We start from the raw sequence: 18951 nt of genomic DNA, 5'->3' as shown, positions 1-18951 counted from the left end.
GCCGCCGCTTCCGTTAGAATCATCCTCCGGGCTGCGGGGAATAGATCAGGAATTTTTTATGACATTGAATGGAAAACGCAGGAAAGTCTGGTGGCTGTTGGCGCTGGTGGTGGTTATTGCGGCTATCTGGGGGTGGCGGATTCTGAACGCGCCGTTGCCGCAGTATCAAACGCTGGTGGCGCGTAAAAGCGATCTGCAGCAGAGCGTACTGGCGACGGGCAAGTTAGATGCGCTGCGTAAAGTCGACGTCGGCGCGCAGGTCAGCGGCCAGTTGAAGACGCTGCGCGTCAATATTGGCGATAAAGTACAGAAGGACCAGTTACTGGGGGTTATCGACCCGGAGCAGGCTGAAAACCAGATTAAAGAAGTCGAAGCGACGCTCATGGAGCTGCGGGCGCAGCTTAAACAGGCGCAGGCCGAATGTAAGCTTGCGCAGGTAACCTTAGCGCGCCAGCAACAGTTGGCGCAGCGCCAGCTGGTATCACGCCAGGATCTGGATACCGCCGCCACCGATGTGGCGGTGAAAGAGGCGCAAATCGGCACCATCGAGGCGCAGATCAAGCGCAACCAGGCGACCCTCGACACCGCGAAAACCAACCTCGACTATACGCGCATCCTGGCGCCGATGTCCGGCGAAGTGACACAAATTACCACCCTGCAGGGGCAAACGGTGATTGCCGCCCAGCAGGCGCCGAATATTCTGACCCTGGCTGATCTCAGTACCATGCTGGTGAAGGCCCAGGTTTCGGAAGCGGACGTAATCCATCTTAAGCCGGGGCAAAAGGCGTGGTTTACGGTACTCGGCGACCCCCTGACCCGCTACGAAGGTACGCTGAAGGATATTCTGCCGACGCCGGAAAAGGTCAATGATGCCATATTTTATTATGCGCGTTTTGAAGTCCCTAACCCGCAGGGGATCCTGCGTCTTGAGATGACCGCGCAGGTGCATATCCAACTGGCGGAAGTGAAAAATGTGATTACTATTCCGCTCAGCGCGCTGGGCGATGCCATCGGCGATAACCGCTACAACGTGCGTCTGCTGCGCAACGGGGAAGTGAAAGAGCGTGAAATTGTTATCGGCGCGCGTAACGATACCGATGTGGCGGTGGCGAAAGGGCTGGAAGAGGGCGATGAGGTCATTATCAGCGAAAGCACGCCCGGAGCGGCAAAATGACGGCGCTGCTCGAACTGCGTGATATTCGCCGCAGTTACCCCTCGGGCGACGGCGAAGTTGAAGTGCTAAAGGGCATCACCCTCAGTATTGCCGCAGGGGAAATGGTGGCAATCGTTGGGGCTTCCGGTTCCGGTAAATCAACGCTGATGAACATCCTTGGCTGCCTTGATAAGCCCACCAGCGGCACCTATCAGGTTGCCGGGGTCGACGTGGCGCATCTGAGCGGCGATGAACTGGCCAGGCTACGCCGTGAGCACTTCGGTTTTATTTTCCAGCGTTACCATCTGTTGTCGCATCTGACGGCGGCGCAAAACGTCGAGGTTCCTGCCATCTATGCCGGTAAAGAACGACGGGTTCGCCTTGAACGCGCGCGCGATTTGCTCTCTCGTTTGGGGCTGGGCGAGCGGGCGGAATACTTCCCTTCGCAGCTTTCCGGTGGCCAGCAGCAGCGCGTGAGTATCGCCCGCGCCCTGATGAACGGCGGCGAGGTGATCCTCGCCGATGAACCGACCGGGGCGCTGGATAGCCGCTCAGGCGAAGAGGTCATGGCCATCCTGCATCAGCTTAAGGCGCAAGGGCATACGGTGATTATCGTCACCCACGACCCGCAGGTCGCGGCGCAGGCGGAAAGAATCATCGAACTGCGTGACGGTGAAATTGTGCGTAACCCACCGCCGTTATCGCTGGAGAAAGGCGGCGTGCTTCGCGCCGAAAACCGTGCGGAGCCTTCCATCTGGCGTCAGTTCAGCGGTGGTTTTCGCGAGGCGCTGGTGATGGCCTGGCGGGCGATGGCGGCGAATAAAATGCGTACGCTGCTCACCATGCTTGGCATCATCATTGGTATCGCTTCGGTAGTCTCTATCGTAGTCGTCGGCGATGCCGCGAAACAGTTGGTCTTAGCCGATATTCGCGCCATTGGCACCAATACCATCGATGTTTATCCCGGCAAAGATTTCGGCGACGACGATCCGCGTTATCAGCAGGCGTTAAAATATGACGATCTGCTGGCGATTCAAAAACAGCCGTGGGTGAGCTCCGCAACGCCGGCGGTATCGAAAAGCCTGCGCCTGCGCGCCAATAACATCGACGTGGCTGCCAGCGCCGAAGGCGTTGGCGCGCAATATTTCAACGTTTACGGCATGACGTTCAGCGAGGGAAATACGTTCAATGAGCTGCAGCTGAATAGCCGGGCGCAGGTGGTGGTGCTGGATAGCAACGCCCGTCGCCAGTTATTCCCCCATAAAGCAAAAGTGGTCGGCGAGGTGATTTTGGTCGGTAATATGCCGGCGACGATTGTCGGCGTGGCCGATGAGAAACAATCGATGTTCGGCAGCAGCAAAATTCTCCGCGTCTGGCTGCCTTATTCCACTATGGCCGGACGGGTGATGGGGCAATCGTGGCTTAACTCGATAACCGTCCGCGTGCAGGAGGGCTACGATAGCGCCGCCGCTGAGCAGCAGCTGGTGCGGTTGCTGGAACTCCGCCATGGCAAAAAAGATGTTTTCACCTGGAATATGGACAGTATCTTGAAAACGGCGGAAAGGACCACACATACTTTACAGCTGTTCCTGACCCTGGTGGCGGTGATCGCGCTGGTCGTCGGCGGGATTGGGGTAATGAATATCATGCTGGTGTCAGTCACGGAACGCACCCGTGAAATCGGTATCCGCATGGCGGTTGGCGCCCGGGCCCGGGATGTACTGCAGCAGTTTCTTATTGAAGCGGTACTGGTTTGCCTGGTGGGCGGCGCCATCGGAGTGAGTTTGTCGTTGATGATCGCGTTCATTCTGCAACTGTTCTTACCCGGTTGGGAAATCGGTTTTTCGCCGCTGGCGCTGTTGACCGCATTTTTGTGTTCGACGTTAACCGGGGTGCTGTTTGGCTGGTTGCCGGCGCGTAATGCGGCGCGATTAGACCCGGTGGATGCGTTGGCGCGGGAGTAATGAGATAAAAATGCCAGTCAGAAGGACTGGCATTTTATTAGCAGGATGTACACAATGAAGCAAAAGAGTTATGCAGCCGTTTCTGCTTCCACAGGAACAATCACGCTGGCGTGATTGCCTTTCGGCCCCTGGTGAACATCAAACCGAACGGATTGCCCGGCTTTTAGCGTTCTGTAACCATCCATCTGGATGGTGGAGTAATGGGCGAAAATGTCTTCGCCGCCGCCCTCAGGGCAAATAAAACCGAACCCTTTGGCATTGTTGAACCACTTAACAGTACCCATTTCCATACTTCGACATCCTTCGTAAATCTTTATAAGTAAGATGGAATGAACCGGTAGGGGAGTCACGAGTTGTACAATTGCTCGCCAACTCTCGCCAGTACAATTTAGAGAAATACGGAAATGCGTCAAGCAATTGACGAGGGTGAACGGTGAAAAATGCGTCAAAATTTGAAGCAGTTAACGCTATTGCTGGGGAATGTGACAGGCGTCGCGGATGGAAGCAATAGATGATAGTTATCTATGATCTATTGTAGATTTGTAACGTGCATAACCTCAGATCATCGACAGGCCGCGGCCTGTTGGCAACAGCAACCGATGACGAACATTGACGATGAGTAAGAGAGATTGGCTGGACTTCGATCAACTGGTAGAAGATGAAGTTCGTGATGCGCTTAAACCACCATCTATGTATAAAGTGATATTAGTCAATGATGACTACACTCCAATGGAGTTTGTTATTGACGTGTTACAAAAATTCTTTTCTTATGATGTAGAACGTGCAACGCAACTGATGCTCACGGTTCACTATGAAGGTAAGGCGATTTGCGGCGTTTTCACCGCCGAAGTTGCGGAAACCAAAGTCGCTATGGTGAACCAGTACGCGAAGGAGAACGAGCATCCATTGCTGTGTACGCTAGAGAAAGCCTGATTACAGGCATGAAAATTGGGGGAGGTGCCTATGCTCAATCAAGAACTGGAACTCAGTTTAAACATGGCTTTCGCCAGAGCGCGCGAGCACCGTCATGAATTTATGACCGTCGAGCACTTGTTGCTGGCTTTACTCAGCAACCCCTCGGCACGCGAAGCGCTGGAAGCCTGTTCCGTGGACCTGGTCGCTTTGCGTCAGGAACTTGAAGCCTTCATCGAACAGACCACTCCCGTCCTTCCGGCAACGGAAGAAGAGCGAGACACCCAGCCGACGCTAAGCTTCCAGCGCGTGCTGCAGCGTGCGGTTTTTCACGTCCAATCCTCCGGTCGCAGCGAAGTAACCGGCGCCAACGTACTGGTCGCGATTTTCAGCGAGCAGGAGTCGCAGGCCGCCTATCTGCTGCGTAAACATGAAGTCAGCCGCCTTGATGTGGTGAATTTCATCTCTCACGGCACGCGCAAAGACGAGCCCAGCCAGCCTTCGGAAAACAACGCGAGCCAGCCGGGTAACGAAGAGCAAGCAGGCGGGGAGGATCGTATGGAAAACTTCACCACCAATCTTAACCAGCTTGCGCGCGTGGGCGGCATCGATCCGCTGATTGGCCGCGATAAAGAGCTGGAGCGTGCCATACAGGTATTGTGCCGCCGCCGTAAGAACAACCCGCTACTGGTGGGTGAATCCGGCGTCGGCAAGACCGCGATTGCGGAAGGGCTCGCCTGGCGTATCGTCCAGGGCGACGTACCGGAAGTGATGGCGGATTGCACCATTTACTCGTTGGATATCGGTTCGCTGCTGGCTGGGACCAAATATCGCGGCGATTTTGAAAAACGCTTTAAAGCGCTGCTGAAACAGCTTGAGCAGGATACCAATAGCATCCTGTTTATCGATGAGATCCATACCATCATCGGCGCAGGCGCAGCCTCGGGCGGTCAGGTTGATGCGGCTAACCTTATCAAACCGTTGCTGTCCGGCGGCAAGATCAGGGTGATTGGCTCCACGACTTACCAGGAGTTCAGCAACATCTTTGAAAAAGATCGCGCGCTGGCGCGTCGTTTCCAGAAAATCGACGTGACCGAACCTTCTGTCGAAGAGACGGTGCAGATCATCAACGGCTTGAAACCGAAGTACGAAGCGCACCACGATGTGCGTTATACCGCCAAAGCGGTACGTGCGGCGGTCGAGCTGGCGGTGAAATACATCAACGATCGTCATTTGCCGGATAAGGCGATTGACGTGATTGACGAAGCGGGCGCACGGGCGCGGCTGATGCCGGTCAGCAAACGCAAGAAAACGGTCAATGTGGCGGATATCGAGTCCGTGGTTGCGCGCATCGCGCGTATTCCGGAGAAGAGCGTCTCCCGCAGCGATCGCGATACGCTGAAGAACCTTGGCGATCGCCTGAAAATGCTGGTCTTCGGTCAGGATAAGGCGATTGAAGCGCTGACTGAAGCGATCAAGATGGCGCGTGCCGGGCTTGGCCATGAGCATAAACCGGTTGGTTCTTTCTTGTTCGCCGGGCCGACCGGGGTAGGGAAAACCGAAGTCACCGTGCAGCTGGCGAAAGCGCTGGGCATTGAGCTGTTGCGGTTTGATATGTCTGAGTATATGGAACGTCATACCGTTAGCCGCTTGATTGGCGCGCCTCCGGGATACGTCGGTTTCGATCAGGGCGGGCTGTTGACCGATGCGGTGATCAAACATCCGCACGCGGTGCTGCTGCTTGATGAGATCGAAAAAGCGCATCCGGATGTCTTCAATATCCTGCTGCAGGTGATGGATAACGGTACGCTGACCGATAACAACGGCCGTAAAGCGGACTTCCGCAACGTGGTGCTGGTGATGACCACCAACGCCGGGGTGCGTGAAACCGAGCGTAAATCGATTGGTCTTATCCAGCAGGATAACAGTACCGATGCGATGGAAGAGATCAAAAAGATCTTTACGCCGGAGTTCCGTAACCGTCTCGACAACATCATCTGGTTCGATCACCTCTCTACGACCGTGATCCATCAGGTGGTCGATAAGTTTATCGTCGAGCTGCAGGTACAGCTGGATCAGAAAGGCGTGTCGCTGGAAGTGAGTCAGGAAGCGCGTGACTGGCTGGCTGAGAAAGGCTATGACCGGGCAATGGGTGCGCGTCCAATGGCGCGGGTGATTCAGGACAACCTGAAGAAACCATTGGCGAATGAGCTGCTGTTTGGTTCGCTGGTGGACGGCGGTCAGGTCACCGTTGAGCTGGATAAAGCTAATAACGTGCTGACTTACGGCTTCCACAGCGCGCAAAAGCACAAACCGGAAGCGGCGCATTAAATAAATTCTGAATTGTTCAGTGATAAAGACCGGGCTGGTGACAGCCCGGTCTTTTTTTATTAGCGTTAAAACGGATGGATGTAACCACAAGGACGAAATGATGAAATGTGCAAAAATGTCGTGCTGCGCCTCGCTGGTGCTGCTTTCTTTTAATGCTCTGGCGCAATGTCCGGATATGACGGGTAGCTACCGCTTTAGCGGTGCTGATAGCCCGTTTTACCTGGTCAAAATCTCGGGGCAGTCAACCTATCACGCTTATTTTCCCGCCGGTTCGGATAAATATGTGCACTCTCGCAGCGTCGATGTGCCTGCGGAAAAACGCAAAGAGGAGCAAATTCCCGCGTGCGCCCTGTTGCTCAAAGGGGCAGGAATGCTGGTAAAAATGGAGAAGGGAAAGAAAATTAACACCATGAGCCAGTCACAAAACTATATGACGGAGAAAACTATTACTACCGATTATGGCTTAATGGTTTTTTCCGGCTTTGCCTCAGACTTTATCGGTGTCGATAAACTGAGCGCCCATGTGCCGAAAGAAGCGCTAAACAATACTCTACCGATAGCTAAAGAGATGGCTGAGTAAATCGGCGCGGTAGGCAGAAATGAAAAGACCGGGCATTGCCCGGCCTTCAGCATCTGACGCCTTAGCGGCGGAAACAATTAGCGACTACGGAAGACAATGCGGCCTTTGCTCAGGTCGTACGGGGTCAGCTCAACAGTCACTTTGTCGCCCGTCAGAATGCGGATGTAGTTTTTACGCATTTTACCGGAAATATGCGCAGTTACCACGTGACCGTTTTCCAGTTCTACGCGGAACATAGTGTTAGGCAACGTTTCAAGTACGGTGCCCTGCATTTCAATATTGTCTTCTTTGGCCATCTAGTCCTCTGGGGTATCACTACCGTAGTTTTGAACCGGCAAGATAATGCCGAAGTTCATCAAGTATGTAAAGTTTTACGTATACCCAAAACAGTTCGCGTCGCAGGCTGGCGATAAATAATTACGCGCAGCCAGCGCCTGTAGCTTGAAACATGACGGGTATAAATCGCCGAAGTAGTTTTGGCGCATTGCCCGGAATACACGCGGTGAAACCACATGACAGGCGCAAACGTAAAGGGCAGTGACAGAACGATGGGCGTTATCTGACTCTTATTATTCCCAAACGGCGGCGGGGCAACAGGCAGAAGCTACTCTACCGCGCAATTATACCACCACGCTAAGAAATGTGCTGAAAACATTTATCCATTACCGGTAAATAGCACCCGTGGTACCCAAAATCGCTCCGGTAAGCGGTAGGTGCGTAATACGGAAAGGTAATCGAGATAATCGCGGCGCGGAATTTCAATCGCCCCTAAAGAGGCGGTGTGCGCGTTAAGTACCTGACAGTCAATTAATCTACCGCCATCCTGGGCAAAAGCCTGACAGAAGATCATCAGCGCGGTTTTAGAGGCATTTTCCGCCCGGCTGAACATCGATTCGCCGCAAAACAGCGCCCCCTGCGCCACGCCGTACATGCCGCCGACCAGCGTCTCCTCATCCCACACTTCTATTGAATGAGCATGACCGAGTTCATGTAACTGGTGATAGGCCTGAACGATGCTGGGAGTGATCCAGGTGCCTTCATCACGATGGCTGGCGCAGCCCTCGATAACCTGGCCGAAGGCGTGGTTAAGCGTCACCCGATAGGGAGAGCGTTGATGAAAGCGCTTCATGCTGCGGCTAAAGTGGAATTGCTCCGGCCACAGCACGGCACGTGGGTCGGGCGACCACCATAAAATAGGGTCGCCGGGAGAAAACCATGGAAAAATACCGCGCTGATAGGCCATGAGCAGGCGAGCGGGGCTCAGATCGCCGCCCAGCGCCAGCAGGCCATTTGGTTCACGCAGGGCGCCTTCCGGGGAAGGGAAGGCGATAGAGTCACGAGAGAGCTGAACCAGACGCATTTTTGACCTCAATACGCACCAGCAATTGTTGACAATAATAGCTTACAGACGTTGCTTAAACTGGTAATAGCGGCCCTGTTTCGCCAGCAGCTCTGCGTGACTACCTTGCTCAATAATTTGTCCGTTGTCCATGACTATTATCTGATTAAACCGCGCCAGTCCACGCAGGCGGTGGGTGACCATCAACACGGTTTTATCGCGCATCACTTCGCTAAGTAAATCAAGGATCTGGCTTTCCGTTGTCGCATCGAGGCCTTCGGTAGGTTCATCAAGCAGCATTAGCGGCGCATTGTGCAATAGCGCGCGGGCGATAGCCAGTCGACGTAGCTCGCCGCCGGAAAGCTGACGACCGCCCTCGCCGAGCCAGCTATTCAGGCCGCCATCTTCCAGCAGTTTGTCGAGACCGACGCGCTTGAGCGTATCGCTGAGCTCGCCGTCGCTGGCCTGCGGCGCGGCAAGCAGCAGATTATCGCGCAGCGTCGCGCTGAACAGATGTACTCGCTGCGGTACGACGCTCATCGCCTGGCGCAGAGTCGTTTCCGACAGATCGCTAAGAGGCTGACCATTTAGCTGAATCTGGCCGCTGGCCGGATCCCAGGCGCGGGTCAATAACTGTAGCAGAGTCGATTTACCGCAGCCGGTACGGCCAAGAATGGCGATATGCTCACCCGCCGCGACCTGTAGCGAAATATCGTTCAGCGCCGGTGTCGACTGTTGCGGATAGCGGAAGGTTACCTCGTCCAGGGTAAGCGCTACCCGGGAGATGCTTTGCGGCGCCTGCTGGCTGAACGTCACTTCGGGCTGCTGCTCGGTGATCTGCGTAATGCGACGCGCTGACGCGATGACCTGGCCGAGATGCTGGAAGGCGCCGGTGACCGGTGCCAGCGCTTCAAATGCCGCTAAGGCGCAGAAAACGAAGAGGGCGATGAGCGCCCCCGGCTGGCTATTACCGCCAACGCCGTCGGATGCCATCCACAGCATGGCGATCACCGCGATGCCGCCAATCAGCAGCATCAGCGCCTGCGATAGGGCGGTGAGCTCAGCCTGGCGGCGCTGCGCCTCTTGCCAGCGCTGTTCCGTTTTTTCCATCTGTTTACGGTAGCGATCGCTGGCATTAAACAGCGTTAACTCGGCTTGCCCCTGTAGCCAGGAGGTGAGTTGCTGGCGATACTGCCCGCGGAGCTGGGTGATCTGCTCCCCGGTCGGTTTACCGGCACGGTAAAACAGCGGCGGCAGCAGGAGTAGCGTCGCCAGCATAATGCCGCCAAGCGTCAGCGCCAGGGTGACGTCAAGTACGCTTAAGCCGATGGTTACCACCAGGATGACCACCAGCGCGCCAACCAGCGGCGAAATCACGCGCAGATAGAGGTGATCCAGCGTGTCGACATCAGCCACGATGCGGTTGAGTAACTCGCCCTGGCGAAAACGCGCCAGCCCGGCGGGAGAGAGCGGCAGTAGTTTGCTAAACGTGGCGACGCGCAGATGCTGCAATACCCGGAAAGTGGCGTCATGGCTTACCAGACGCTCAAAGTAGCGGCCGGCGGTACGAATAATCGCCGCGCCGCGAACGCCCGCGGCGGGCAGCATGTAGTTAAAACTGTAAATGCCGGCGACCCCGACCACGGCGGAGGCAGACAGGAACCAGCCGGAAAGCGTCAACAGCCCGATACTTGCCAAAAGAGTGACGATAGCCAGCACCACGCCGAGAGTCAGCAGCCATTTGTGGCGTTTGTATAGCGCCAGATAGGGTAATAGTGCGCGCATTTAAATTTCCTCCTGGCGATGTGCTAACAGTGAGGCAAACGCGCCGCCGGCGGCAGAAAGCTGCGCATAGTCGCCTTGCTCGACAATCTGACCATTCTGCATTACCCAGATAGCATCCCAGTCGACCAGCCCTGCCAGTTGGTGAGTGACCATCAGCGTGGTCTGCTCGGTCGACGCGTTAGATAGCGCCTGCATGACACGCTGTTCGCTATGGGCATCAAGGCTGGCTGCTGGTTCATCCAGTAGCAACAGGCGGCACGGTACCAGCAGCGCGCGTGCAACGGCAACTCGCTGGGCCTGGCCGACCGAAAGGCCACCAGCCTGATCGCCAACCGGGGTATTAATACCTTGCGGCAGTTGGGAGATAAACTCGCTAACCCAGGCCTTATCCAGGGCCAGCTGTAGCTGCGCTTCCGTGGCTTCTGGCCACGCCAGCAGCACGTTTTCCCGCAGAGTGGCGGCGGGCAGCTGCGGGTTCTGTCCGACCCAGCTAATTAGCCGACGCCAGCGTTCAGCATCGAGATCGCGCAACTCGACGCCGTTGACCTGTAGCGAACCTTCATAGGGAAGAAAGCCGGTCAGCGTATTCAGCAGCGAGCTTTTACCGGAGCCGCTCTGGCCAACCAGTACCACACGTTCTCCGGCGTTCAGGGTGAAAGTAAGCGGGCCTGCCAGCGTTTTGCCATCCGGTGATTTGACTATCAGATCGCGGGCTTCAAGGCGAATCAGTTCATGATCGCTCAGCGTTTTCTCGCCCCTTTGAGCCTGCGCCAGCGGAGTTTCCATAAAGGTCTTCAGGCTATCCGCGGCGCCAATGGCCTGCGCCTTGGCATGGTAAAATGTACCTAAATCACGCAGCGGCTGGAAAAACTCCGGCGCCAGAATCAGGGTTAAAAAACCGGACATCAGCGTGACGCCGACGCCGTAGTGTCCGAAGTCGAGCTCGCCGAGGTAGGAAAAACCGAAATAGACTGCCACCAGCGCGATGGAAAGCGAGGTAAAGAACTCCAGCACGCCGGAGGAAAGGAAGGCCAGACGCAGGACTTCCATCGTCCGCTGGCGGAAATCCTGCGATGCGTCGCGAATATTATTGATTTCCGCTTCGCCGCGGTTGAACAGGCGCAGCGTTTCCATGCCGCGCAGGCGGTCAAGGAAGTGGCCGCTAAGGCGACCGAGGGCGAGGAAGTTACGCCGGTTAGCATCGGCGGCGCCCATCCCTACCAGCGCCATAAAGAGCGGGATCAGCGGGGCGGTGCCGAGCAAAATTAGCGCGGCAGCCCAGTTGCTGGGGAAGATAGTGATAACAATTAGCAGCGGCACGCAGGCGGCCAGCGTCATCTGCGGCAGATAGCGCGCGTAGTAATCATGCATATCATCGATTTGCTCAAGGATGAGCGTCGCCCAACTGCCGGCGGGTTTTCCCTGAATCCAGGCCGGGCCCGCCTGCTGAAGGCGGTCCAGCACCTGGCGGCGAATTTCATAACGGATATGCTGGCCGGCGTGGAAGCCGACGCGTTCGCGTAGCCACACCACCCAGGCGCGCAGGATCAGCACCAGCGCCAGCAAGGTAAACGGCAGCAGCAGCGCCGTCGCCGGGATATTTTCCATAATCATTCGGTGAAGTATTCGCGCCAGGAACCACGCCTGAGCGACGATCAACAGACCGCTCACGACGCCCAGCAGGCGAGAAATCATCAACCAGCGACGGGAGATAATGCTTTTTTCTTTTAACCAGCGGGTTAACTCTTGTTGACGGGTTTTATTCATTGCGCGCTTAGCAGGTGTCGTTATGAGATTTTTGGGCACGGCAATGTTACAACGAGGCAAAAATAAAGGCGACTTTTCGTCGCCTTCTTTACTTTTGTTACTGACTTGTAAAGATTATTTGCAAGCGTCAGCTAAACCATCCAGGTAGCGTTCCGCGTCCAGTGCGGCCATACAGCCGGTACCGGCGGAGGTAATCGCCTGACGGTAGATATGGTCCATCACGTCGCCTGCTGCGAAGACGCCAGGGATACTGGTCTGCGTGGCGTTGCCGTGGATGCCGGATTGTACTTTGATATAACCGTTTTCCAGCGCTAACTGACCTTCAAAGATAGCGGTGTTCGGGCTGTGTCCAATGGCGACGAACAGGCCGGCAACTTCCAGAGTCTCAACGTTATCGCTGTTTTTGGTATCGCGCAGACGCAGGCCGCTGACGCCCATCTGGTCGCCGGTGACCTCTTCCAGTGTGCGATCGGTGTGCAGGACAATGTTGCCGCTTTCCACTTTATCCATCAGGCGTTTGATGAGGATTTTTTCCGCGCGGAAGGAGTCGCGACGGTGGATCAGATGCACTTCAGCAGCAATGTTGGACAGATACAGCGCTTCTTCAACCGCCGTGTTGCCGCCGCCGATAACCGCGACTTTCTGGTTGCGATAGAAGAAACCGTCGCAGGTGGCGCAGGCAGAGACGCCGCGGCCTTTAAACGCTTCTTCAGAAGGCAGACCCAGATAGCGGGCGGAAGCGCCGGTAGCGATAATCAGCGCGTCACAGGTGTACTCGCCGCTGTCGCCGACCAGGCGGAACGGACGGTTCTGCAGATCGACGCTGCTGATGTGATCGAAAATAATTTCAGTTTCGAACTTGGTGGCATGCTCGTGCATACGTTCCATGAGCAGCGGACCGGTCAGATCGTTTGGGTCGCCTGGCCAGTTTTCCACTTCAGTGGTGGTGGTCAGCTGACCGCCTTTTTCCATGCCGGTGATCAGCACCGGCTGCAGGTTTGCGCGCGCAGCATAGACCGCCGCGGTATATCCTGCAGGTCCAGAACCTAGAATAAGCAGTTTACTGTGTTTGGCTGTGCCCATGAGATCCCCATATTTTATTGGCATACATTGCGCTGGATTGTAGGGAATTTGCGGGCGTAAAAAAAGAGCGTAGCGATTTTGTTAACGATATGTGCAATAGAACCCGCCGATGAATTGGCGATTTAACGAGCGGAAAATATAATTAATTCTACTGTTAGCGCCCTGATTATAAGATGAAAACATGAGATTCAGAGGGGGTTGATGATGAATATCTGGCATCTTGTACTAAAAATCGATGTTTTGCTTTGACAATCCCCTGTGCTTTTGCGAAAACATTCATGGAAGAAGAAAAGCAGTGTTTAGCGTGTGGCGAATGTTCATGCACGCAAATGCCATTTTTATCCGGGTCAGCGAAATCTACGCATGGTGTGGACAGACGCCATGCGTGATGTCGGTGACTGCCATCAGGCAACGGGCTTCTCACGTACCCCTGGGTTACTCAACGTCGTACGGGTAATAACGGGATGGGCTCTGGCAGTGAAGGCGCAGAGTCAGAACAGGAGTAGGGAAGGAATACAGAGAGACAATAATAATGGTAGATAGCAAGAAACGCCCTGGCAAAGATCTCGACCGCATCGATCGTAACATTCTGAATGAACTGCAAAAAGACGGGCGTATTTCCAACGTCGAGCTTTCCAAACGGGTGGGACTTTCTCCGACGCCTTGCCTTGAGCGCGTGCGTCGACTAGAAAGACAGGGTTTTATTCAGGGCTATACGGCGCTGCTCAACCCGCATTATCTGGATGCATCACTTCTGGTATTTGTTGAGATTACTCTGAATCGTGGTGCGCCGGATGTGTTTGAGCAATTTAACGCCGCAGTGCAAAAACTTGAAGAAATTCAAGAGTGTCATCTGGTATCCGGTGATTTTGACTATCTGTTGAAAACCCGCGTACCGGACATGTCAGCGTATCGTAAATTGCTGGGCGAAACCCTGCTGCGCCTGCCGGGCGTAAACGACACCCGTACCTACGTGGTTATGGAAGAAGTCAAGCAGAGTAATCGTCTGGTAATCAAGACGCGCTAACACGGAACAGGTGCAAAATCGACGTAGTTTGATTACACTCCTGTTAATCCATACAGCAACAGTGCCGGGGAGACCCGGCGCTGTTGTCCGTTTTAGCAGCAGGCAGGAAATTGCCTGATACCTGGAGAGCCTTTCTTGAGCCAGGAATACACCGAAGACAAAGAAGTCAAACTAACGAAGCTAAGCAGCGGGCGCCGCGTTCTTGAGGCGTTACTCATCCTTTGCTCTCTTTTTGCCATCTGGCTGATGGCGGCATTACTGAGCTTTAATCCATCCGATCCCAGTTGGTCACAGACCGCCTGGCATGAGCCTATCCATAATCTGGGCGGCATGCCCGGAGCGTGGCTGGCGGATACGCTATTTTTCATCTTTGGCGTAATGGCGTACACCATCCCCGTGATTATCATCGGCGGCTGCTGGTTTGCATGGCGTCATCAGGAAAATGACGAATACGTCGATTACTTTGCTGTTTCGCTGCGCCTGATCGGCGCGCTGGCGCTCATTCTCACCTCCTGCGGTCTGGCGGCGATCAACGCCGATGATATCTGGTACTTTGCCTCCGGCGGCGTCATTGGCAGCCTGCTTAGCACCACATTGCAACCTTTGCTGCACAGCAGCGGCGGTACAATCGCTCTGCTATGCATCTGGGCCGCCGGTTTAACGCTGTTCACCGGCTGGTCATGGGTCAGCATTGCCGAGAAACTCGGCGGCGCCATCCTTTCTATTTTGACCTTTGCCAGTAATCGTACCCGTCGGGACGATACCTGGGTTGATGAAGGCGAATATGAAGATGAGGAATATGAAGATGAAGACGACGACGATACCGCGCAGCCGCGGGAATCGCGTCGTGCCCGCATTTTGCGCAGCGCGTTAGCGCGTCGTAAGCGTCTGGCGGAAAAATTCGCCAATCCGATGGGGCGTAAAACGGATGCCGCACTGTTCTCCGGTAAACGTATGGATGATGCGGAAGCCGTACAATATAGCGCCAGCGGCGCGCCTGTCGCGGCCGATGATGTCCTATTCTCAGGCGCCAGCGCCGCGCGTCCTGGCGATTTAGACCCTTACGATCCACTACTGAATGGCCATACGGTTGCCGACCCAATCGGCGCGGCTTCCGCCGCTGCAGCTGTGCCGCAGGCATGGGCGGAGCAGGGGACAGGGCAGGCATATCAACCGGAGGCTGCCCACCTGCAACCACCAGTGTATCAGCCGGAATACGCGCCGCAGCAGCCACCGGTTTATCAACCGGAAGCCGCCCATCCGCAGCAGCCGGTGTATCAACCTGAATACGCGCCGCAGCAGCCACCGGTTTATCAACCGGAAGCCGCCCATCCGCAGCAGCCGGTGTATCAACCTGAATACGCGCCGCAGCAGCCGCCGGTTTACCCGCCGGAAGCTGCCCATCCGCAGCAGCCGGTGTATCAACCTGAATACGCGCCGCAGCAGCCGCCGGTTTACCAGCCGGAAACTGCGCATCCGCAGCAGCCGGTATATCAACCTGAATACGCGCCGCAGCAGCCGCCGGTTTACCAGCCGGAAGCCGCGCATCCGCAGCAACCGGTGTATCAGCCTGAGTACGCGCCGCAGCAGCCGCCGGTTTATCAGCCGGAAGCCGTGCATCCGCAGCAACCGGTGTATCAGCCTGAGTACGCCCCGCAGCAACCGCCGGTTTATCAGCCTGAACCGGCTGTTCAACAGCCTGTTTACCATCAGGAACCGGCGCCTGCCGCTGAGCCTGAAGCGCCTCAGGAAGAAACTAAACGCCCGCCGATGTACTACTTCGAGGAAGTCGAAGAGAAACGTGCGCGCGAGCGTGAGTTGCTGGAGTCCTGGTATCAGCCAATTCCTGAACCGGCGAGCCCGGTAGCAACCAAACCGATAACCGCCCCGGCTGCCCCATCCATGCCGTCCGTCGATGCCGCCGCTGTGACCGCCGTCGCCGCTGGCGTTCATCAGGCCACGACGTCTGGCAGCGCAGCCGCAGCCGCTTCAGCGGCGTCAGCCGCCGCCGACGCAGCGCCAGTTTTCAGTCCGGCATCCAGCGGCCCGCGGGTACAGGTTAAAGAAGGCATCGGTCCGAAATTGCCGCGTCCGAATCGCGTCCGCGTGCCGACGCGGCGGGAGCTTGCTTCCTATGGCATTAAGCTGCCGTCTCAGCGTATTGCTGAAGAGCGCGCGCGTCGGGCCGAGCTGGAACAGCATTACGATAACGAGCCGTTGAGCGACGAAGAAGCCGATGCGCTGGAACAAGACGAGCTGGCGCGCCAGTTTGCCGCAACCCAGCAACAGCGCTATGGCGAGTCCTGGGAGTCAGAAAGCGATGAGCAGGACGAAGACGCAGCCGCTGAAGCGGAACTGGCTCGCCAGTTTGCCGCGACCCAGCAGCAGCGCTATGCCAGCGAGCAGCCGCCGGGAGCCAATCCTTTCTCACCGGCGGACTATGAGTTCTCGCCGATGAAAACGCTGGTCAATGATGGTCCGAGCGAGCCGCTGTTTATGCCGACGCCGGAAGTACAGCCCCAGCAACCGGCTCAGCACTACCAACAACCGGCAGCCGCGCCGCAGCAGGCTTATCAACCTGCGCAGCCGCCCGTACACCATCAGCCGGTAGCGCCGCAGCCGCAGGCTTATCAGACTGCTCAACAGCCAATGCAGCAGCAACAGCCAGTGCAGCAGCAACAGCCGGTTGCTCCGCAGGGTTATCAGCCGCCCGCGCCGCAGCCCCAGGATAGCCTTATTCATCCATTGCTGATGCGTAATGGCGACAGCCGTCCGCTGCAAAGACCGACGACTCCGCTGCCGTCGCTGGATCTCCTGACGCCGCCGCCGAGCGAAGTTGAACCTGTTGATACCTTTGCGCTTGAGCAGATGGCGCGCCTGGTCGAAGCGCGTCTCGCCGATTTCCGCATCAAAGCGGATGTGGTGAACTACTCGCCTGGCCCGGTGATCACCCGCTTCGAGCTGAACCTCGCGCCTGGGGTGAAGGCCGCGCGAATCTCTAACCTGTCGCGCGACCTTGCGCGTTCGCTGTCGACCGTGGCGGTACGTGTGGTGGAAGTTATTCCGGGTAAACCTTACGTCGGCCTGGAATTACCGAACAAAAAACGCCAGACCGTATACCTGCGCGAAGTGCTCGATTGTCCGAAATTCCGCGAGAACCCATCGCCGCTTACCGTGGTGCTGGGTAAAGATATCGCCGGCGATCCGGTGGTGGCCGATCTGGCGAAAATGCCGCATCTGCTGGTTGCCGGTACCACCGGTTCTGGTAAATCGGTTGGCGTGAACGCCATGATCCTCAGCATGCTCTACAAGGCGCAGCCGGAAGACGTGCGTTTCATCATGATCGACCCGAAAATGCTTGAGCTGTCGGTGTACGAAGGTATCCCGCATCTGCTGACGGAAGTGGTCACCGACATGAAAGACGCCGCTAATGCGCTGCGCTGGAGCGTCAACGAAATGGAGCGCCGTTATAAGCTGATGTCGGCGCTGGGCGTGCGTAATCTGGCGGGCTACAACGAGAAGATCGCTGAAGCCGCGCGTATGGGACGTCCGATCCCGGATCCGTACTGGAAACCGGGCGACAGCATGGATGCCGTACATCCGGTGCTGGAAAAACTGCCGTATATCGTGGTACTGGTGGATGAATTCGCCGATCTGATGATGACCGTCGGTAAGAAGGTAGAAGAGCTTATTGCGCGTCTGGCGCAGAAAGCGCGCGCGGCGGGTATTCACCTGGTGCTGGCGACCCAGCGTCCGTCAGTTGACGTGATTACCGGTCTTATCAAGGCCAACATCCCGACGCGTATCGCCTTTACCGTATCAAGCAAGATTGACTCGCGCACCATCCTTGACCAGGGCGGCGCAGAATCGCTGCTGGGCATGGGTGATATGCTCTATTCCGGGCCTAACTCCACGATGCCGGTTCGCGTGCATGGCGCGTTTGTCCGTGACCAGGAAGTACACGCCGTGGTTCAGGACTGGAAAGCGCGCGGTCGTCCGCAGTATGTTGACGGCATTACCTCCGACAGCGAAAGCGAAGGCGGTAGTGGCGGCTTTGATGGCGGCGAAGAGCTGGATCCGCTGTTCGACCAGGCGGTCAACTTCGTGACCGAGAAACGCAAAGCCTCGATCTCCGGAGTACAGCGTCAGTTCCGCATCGGCTATAACCGCGCGGCGCGTATCATTGAGCAGATGGAAGCCCAGGGGATCGTCAGTGAGCAGGGCCATAATGGTAACCGTGAAGTCCTGGCGCCGCCGCCCTTCGAGTAAGTGCAAAGTTCGGTAAATAAGCGCAAAATCAGCCTGTTCTGCTATTCCGTTGTTATCAACGGCTCTACAGTAGAGACAGAACAGGCTCCCGCGTCGGGAGTGACGCACAATAAGGATCAACAATGAAGAAACTTGCCATCACCTGTGCATTATTGTCTGGCTTCGTGGTAAGCCAGGTTTGGGCAGACGCTGCCGGCGACTTAAAAAGCCGTCTGGATAAAGTTAGCAGCTTCCATGCCAGCTTCACTCAGAAAGTAACCGACGCAAGCGGCAATGCCGTGCAGGACGGGCAGGGCGATTTGTGGGTGAAACGCCCGAATCTGTTCAACTGGCATATGACTCAGCCGGATGAAAGTATTCTGGTGTCGGATGGGAAAACGCTGTGGTTCTACAACCCGTTTGTCGAGCAGGCAACCGCGACCTGGCTGAAAAACGCGACCAGCAACACGCCGTTCATGCTGATCGCCCGCAACCAGTCAGCGGACTGGCAGCAATACAACATCAAGCAAAACGGCGATGATTTTGTGCTGACGCCGAAAAGCGGTAACGGCAACCTGAAGCAGTTCACAATCAATGTGGGCCGTGACGGCACTATCCATCAGTTCAGCGCTGTTGAGCAAGACGATCAGCGCAGCAGCTACCAGCTGAAGTCGCAGCAGAATGGCGCCGTCGACGCATCTAAGTTCACTTTTACACCGCCGCAAGGGGTGACGGTGGACGATCAACGTAAGTAGAGGCGAA

Annotated in this window: 14 protein-coding genes; 8 read left to right on the top strand and 6 right to left on the bottom strand. The window is 56.2% G+C overall.

From position 1 onward, the window contains the following. Positions 1-58 precede the first annotated feature (58 nt). Together macA and macB are read left to right on the top strand one after the other, a co-directional pair. Positions 59-1174: a macrolide transporter subunit MacA gene (gene macA / locus PGR23_RS08750; protein ID WP_396279801.1), complete on the top strand. Its 1116-nt coding sequence runs from the start codon at positions 59-61 to the stop codon at positions 1172-1174. Beyond that, positions 1171-3117: a macrolide ABC transporter ATP-binding protein/permease MacB gene (gene macB / locus PGR23_RS08745; RefSeq protein WP_047049037.1), complete on the top strand. Its 1947-nt coding sequence runs from the start codon at positions 1171-1173 to the stop codon at positions 3115-3117. The genes macA and macB overlap by 4 nt, the downstream gene beginning before the upstream one ends. A 68-nt stretch (positions 3118-3185) precedes the next feature. Here macB and cspD read toward each other — a convergent pair whose 3' ends face one another. Next, positions 3186-3407, bottom strand: a complete 222-nt coding sequence (cspD, locus tag PGR23_RS08740; protein ID WP_015367495.1) for a cold shock-like protein CspD — start codon at positions 3405-3407, stop codon at positions 3186-3188. 325 nt (positions 3408-3732) lie between these two features. On the opposite strand from cspD, the gene clpS reads away from it, so the two are divergent. The 3 genes from clpS to PGR23_RS08725 are packed head-to-tail and all read left to right on the top strand — an operon-like array spanning position 3733 to position 6940. Continuing rightward, positions 3733-4050 carry an ATP-dependent Clp protease adapter ClpS gene (gene clpS / locus PGR23_RS08735; protein WP_015367494.1) on the top strand — a complete coding sequence of 106 codons (318 nt, stop codon included), beginning with the start codon at positions 3733-3735 and terminating at the stop codon, positions 4048-4050. Between the two features lie 30 nt (positions 4051-4080). Beyond that, a complete protein-coding gene (gene clpA / locus PGR23_RS08730; protein ID WP_015367493.1) occupies positions 4081-6360 on the top strand; it encodes an ATP-dependent Clp protease ATP-binding subunit ClpA in 2280 nt (759 codons plus the stop codon). A 19-nt stretch (positions 6361-6379) separates the two neighbouring features. After that, complete coding sequence (locus PGR23_RS08725; protein ID WP_141097056.1) at positions 6380-6940, top strand: hypothetical protein; 561 nt, start codon at positions 6380-6382, stop codon at positions 6938-6940. A gap of 77 nt (positions 6941-7017) precedes the next feature. Here PGR23_RS08725 and infA read toward each other — a convergent pair whose 3' ends face one another. From infA to trxB, 5 genes are all read right to left on the bottom strand, one after another. Further along, the gene (infA, locus tag PGR23_RS08720) at positions 7018-7236 is read right to left on the bottom strand and encodes a translation initiation factor IF-1 (RefSeq protein ID WP_001040187.1); all 219 of its coding nucleotides are present in this window, start codon (positions 7234-7236) and stop codon (positions 7018-7020) included. A 359-nt stretch (positions 7237-7595) separates the two neighbouring features. Then, a complete protein-coding gene (gene aat, locus PGR23_RS08715; protein WP_045396250.1) occupies positions 7596-8300 on the bottom strand; it encodes a leucyl/phenylalanyl-tRNA--protein transferase in 705 nt (234 codons plus the stop codon). Between the two features lie 42 nt (positions 8301-8342). Beyond that, positions 8343-10064, bottom strand: a complete 1722-nt coding sequence (cydC, locus tag PGR23_RS08710) for a heme ABC transporter ATP-binding protein/permease CydC (protein WP_047049032.1) — start codon at positions 10062-10064, stop codon at positions 8343-8345. Then, positions 10065-11831 carry a heme ABC transporter permease/ATP-binding protein CydD gene (cydD, locus tag PGR23_RS08705; RefSeq protein WP_047049029.1) on the bottom strand — a complete coding sequence of 589 codons (1767 nt, stop codon included), beginning with the start codon at positions 11829-11831 and terminating at the stop codon, positions 10065-10067. A gap of 114 nt (positions 11832-11945) precedes the next feature. After that, a complete protein-coding gene (gene trxB / locus PGR23_RS08700) occupies positions 11946-12914 on the bottom strand; it encodes a thioredoxin-disulfide reductase (protein ID WP_045396241.1) in 969 nt (322 codons plus the stop codon). Between the two features lie 532 nt (positions 12915-13446). On the opposite strand from trxB, the gene lrp reads away from it, so the two are divergent. The 3 genes from lrp (at position 13447) to lolA (ending at position 18944) form a co-directional block, all read left to right on the top strand. Next, entirely contained in the window at positions 13447-13941 is a 495-nt protein-coding gene (gene lrp / locus PGR23_RS08695; protein WP_000228469.1) for a leucine-responsive transcriptional regulator Lrp, read from the top strand. Positions 13942-14076: 135 nt separating this feature from the next. Continuing rightward, on the top strand, positions 14077-18210 hold the full coding sequence (gene ftsK, locus PGR23_RS08690) for a DNA translocase FtsK (protein WP_396279800.1): 4134 nt from the start codon (positions 14077-14079) through the stop codon (positions 18208-18210). Between the two features lie 122 nt (positions 18211-18332). After that, positions 18333-18944, top strand: coding sequence for an outer membrane lipoprotein chaperone LolA (gene lolA, locus PGR23_RS08685; RefSeq protein WP_015367486.1), 612 nt, complete (start codon positions 18333-18335; stop codon positions 18942-18944). Positions 18945-18951: the final 7 nt, after the last annotated feature.

The sequence above is a fragment of the Klebsiella sp. 141162 genome (assembly GCF_050600755.1).
Lineage (GTDB): Bacteria > Pseudomonadota > Gammaproteobacteria > Enterobacterales > Enterobacteriaceae > Klebsiella > Klebsiella aerogenes.
This window is presented reverse-complemented; position numbering and strand designations above follow the sequence as displayed.

What these genes read in the sequence shown, in the direction of transcription:
- clpS (WP_015367494.1), top strand. Translation starts at nt 3,733, where the DNA reads ATGAGTAAGAGAGATTGGCTGGACTTCGATCAACTGGTAGAAGATGAA.
- lolA (WP_015367486.1), top strand. Translation starts at nt 18,333, where the DNA reads ATGAAGAAACTTGCCATCACCTGTGCATTATTGTCTGGCTTCGTGGTA.
- cspD (WP_015367495.1), bottom strand. Translation starts at nt 3,407, where the DNA reads ATGGAAATGGGTACTGTTAAGTGGTTCAACAATGCCAAAGGGTTCGGT.
- aat (WP_045396250.1), bottom strand. Translation starts at nt 8,300, where the DNA reads ATGCGTCTGGTTCAGCTCTCTCGTGACTCTATCGCCTTCCCTTCCCCG.
- cydC (WP_047049032.1), bottom strand. Translation starts at nt 10,064, where the DNA reads ATGCGCGCACTATTACCCTATCTGGCGCTATACAAACGCCACAAATGG.
- trxB (WP_045396241.1), bottom strand. Translation starts at nt 12,914, where the DNA reads ATGGGCACAGCCAAACACAGTAAACTGCTTATTCTAGGTTCTGGACCT.
- macB (WP_047049037.1), top strand. Translation starts at nt 1,171, where the DNA reads ATGACGGCGCTGCTCGAACTGCGTGATATTCGCCGCAGTTACCCCTCG.
- clpA (WP_015367493.1), top strand. Translation starts at nt 4,081, where the DNA reads ATGCTCAATCAAGAACTGGAACTCAGTTTAAACATGGCTTTCGCCAGA.
- cydD (WP_047049029.1), bottom strand. Translation starts at nt 11,831, where the DNA reads ATGAATAAAACCCGTCAACAAGAGTTAACCCGCTGGTTAAAAGAAAAA.
- lrp (WP_000228469.1), top strand. Translation starts at nt 13,447, where the DNA reads ATGGTAGATAGCAAGAAACGCCCTGGCAAAGATCTCGACCGCATCGAT.
- macA (WP_396279801.1), top strand. Translation starts at nt 59, where the DNA reads ATGACATTGAATGGAAAACGCAGGAAAGTCTGGTGGCTGTTGGCGCTG.
- infA (WP_001040187.1), bottom strand. Translation starts at nt 7,236, where the DNA reads ATGGCCAAAGAAGACAATATTGAAATGCAGGGCACCGTACTTGAAACG.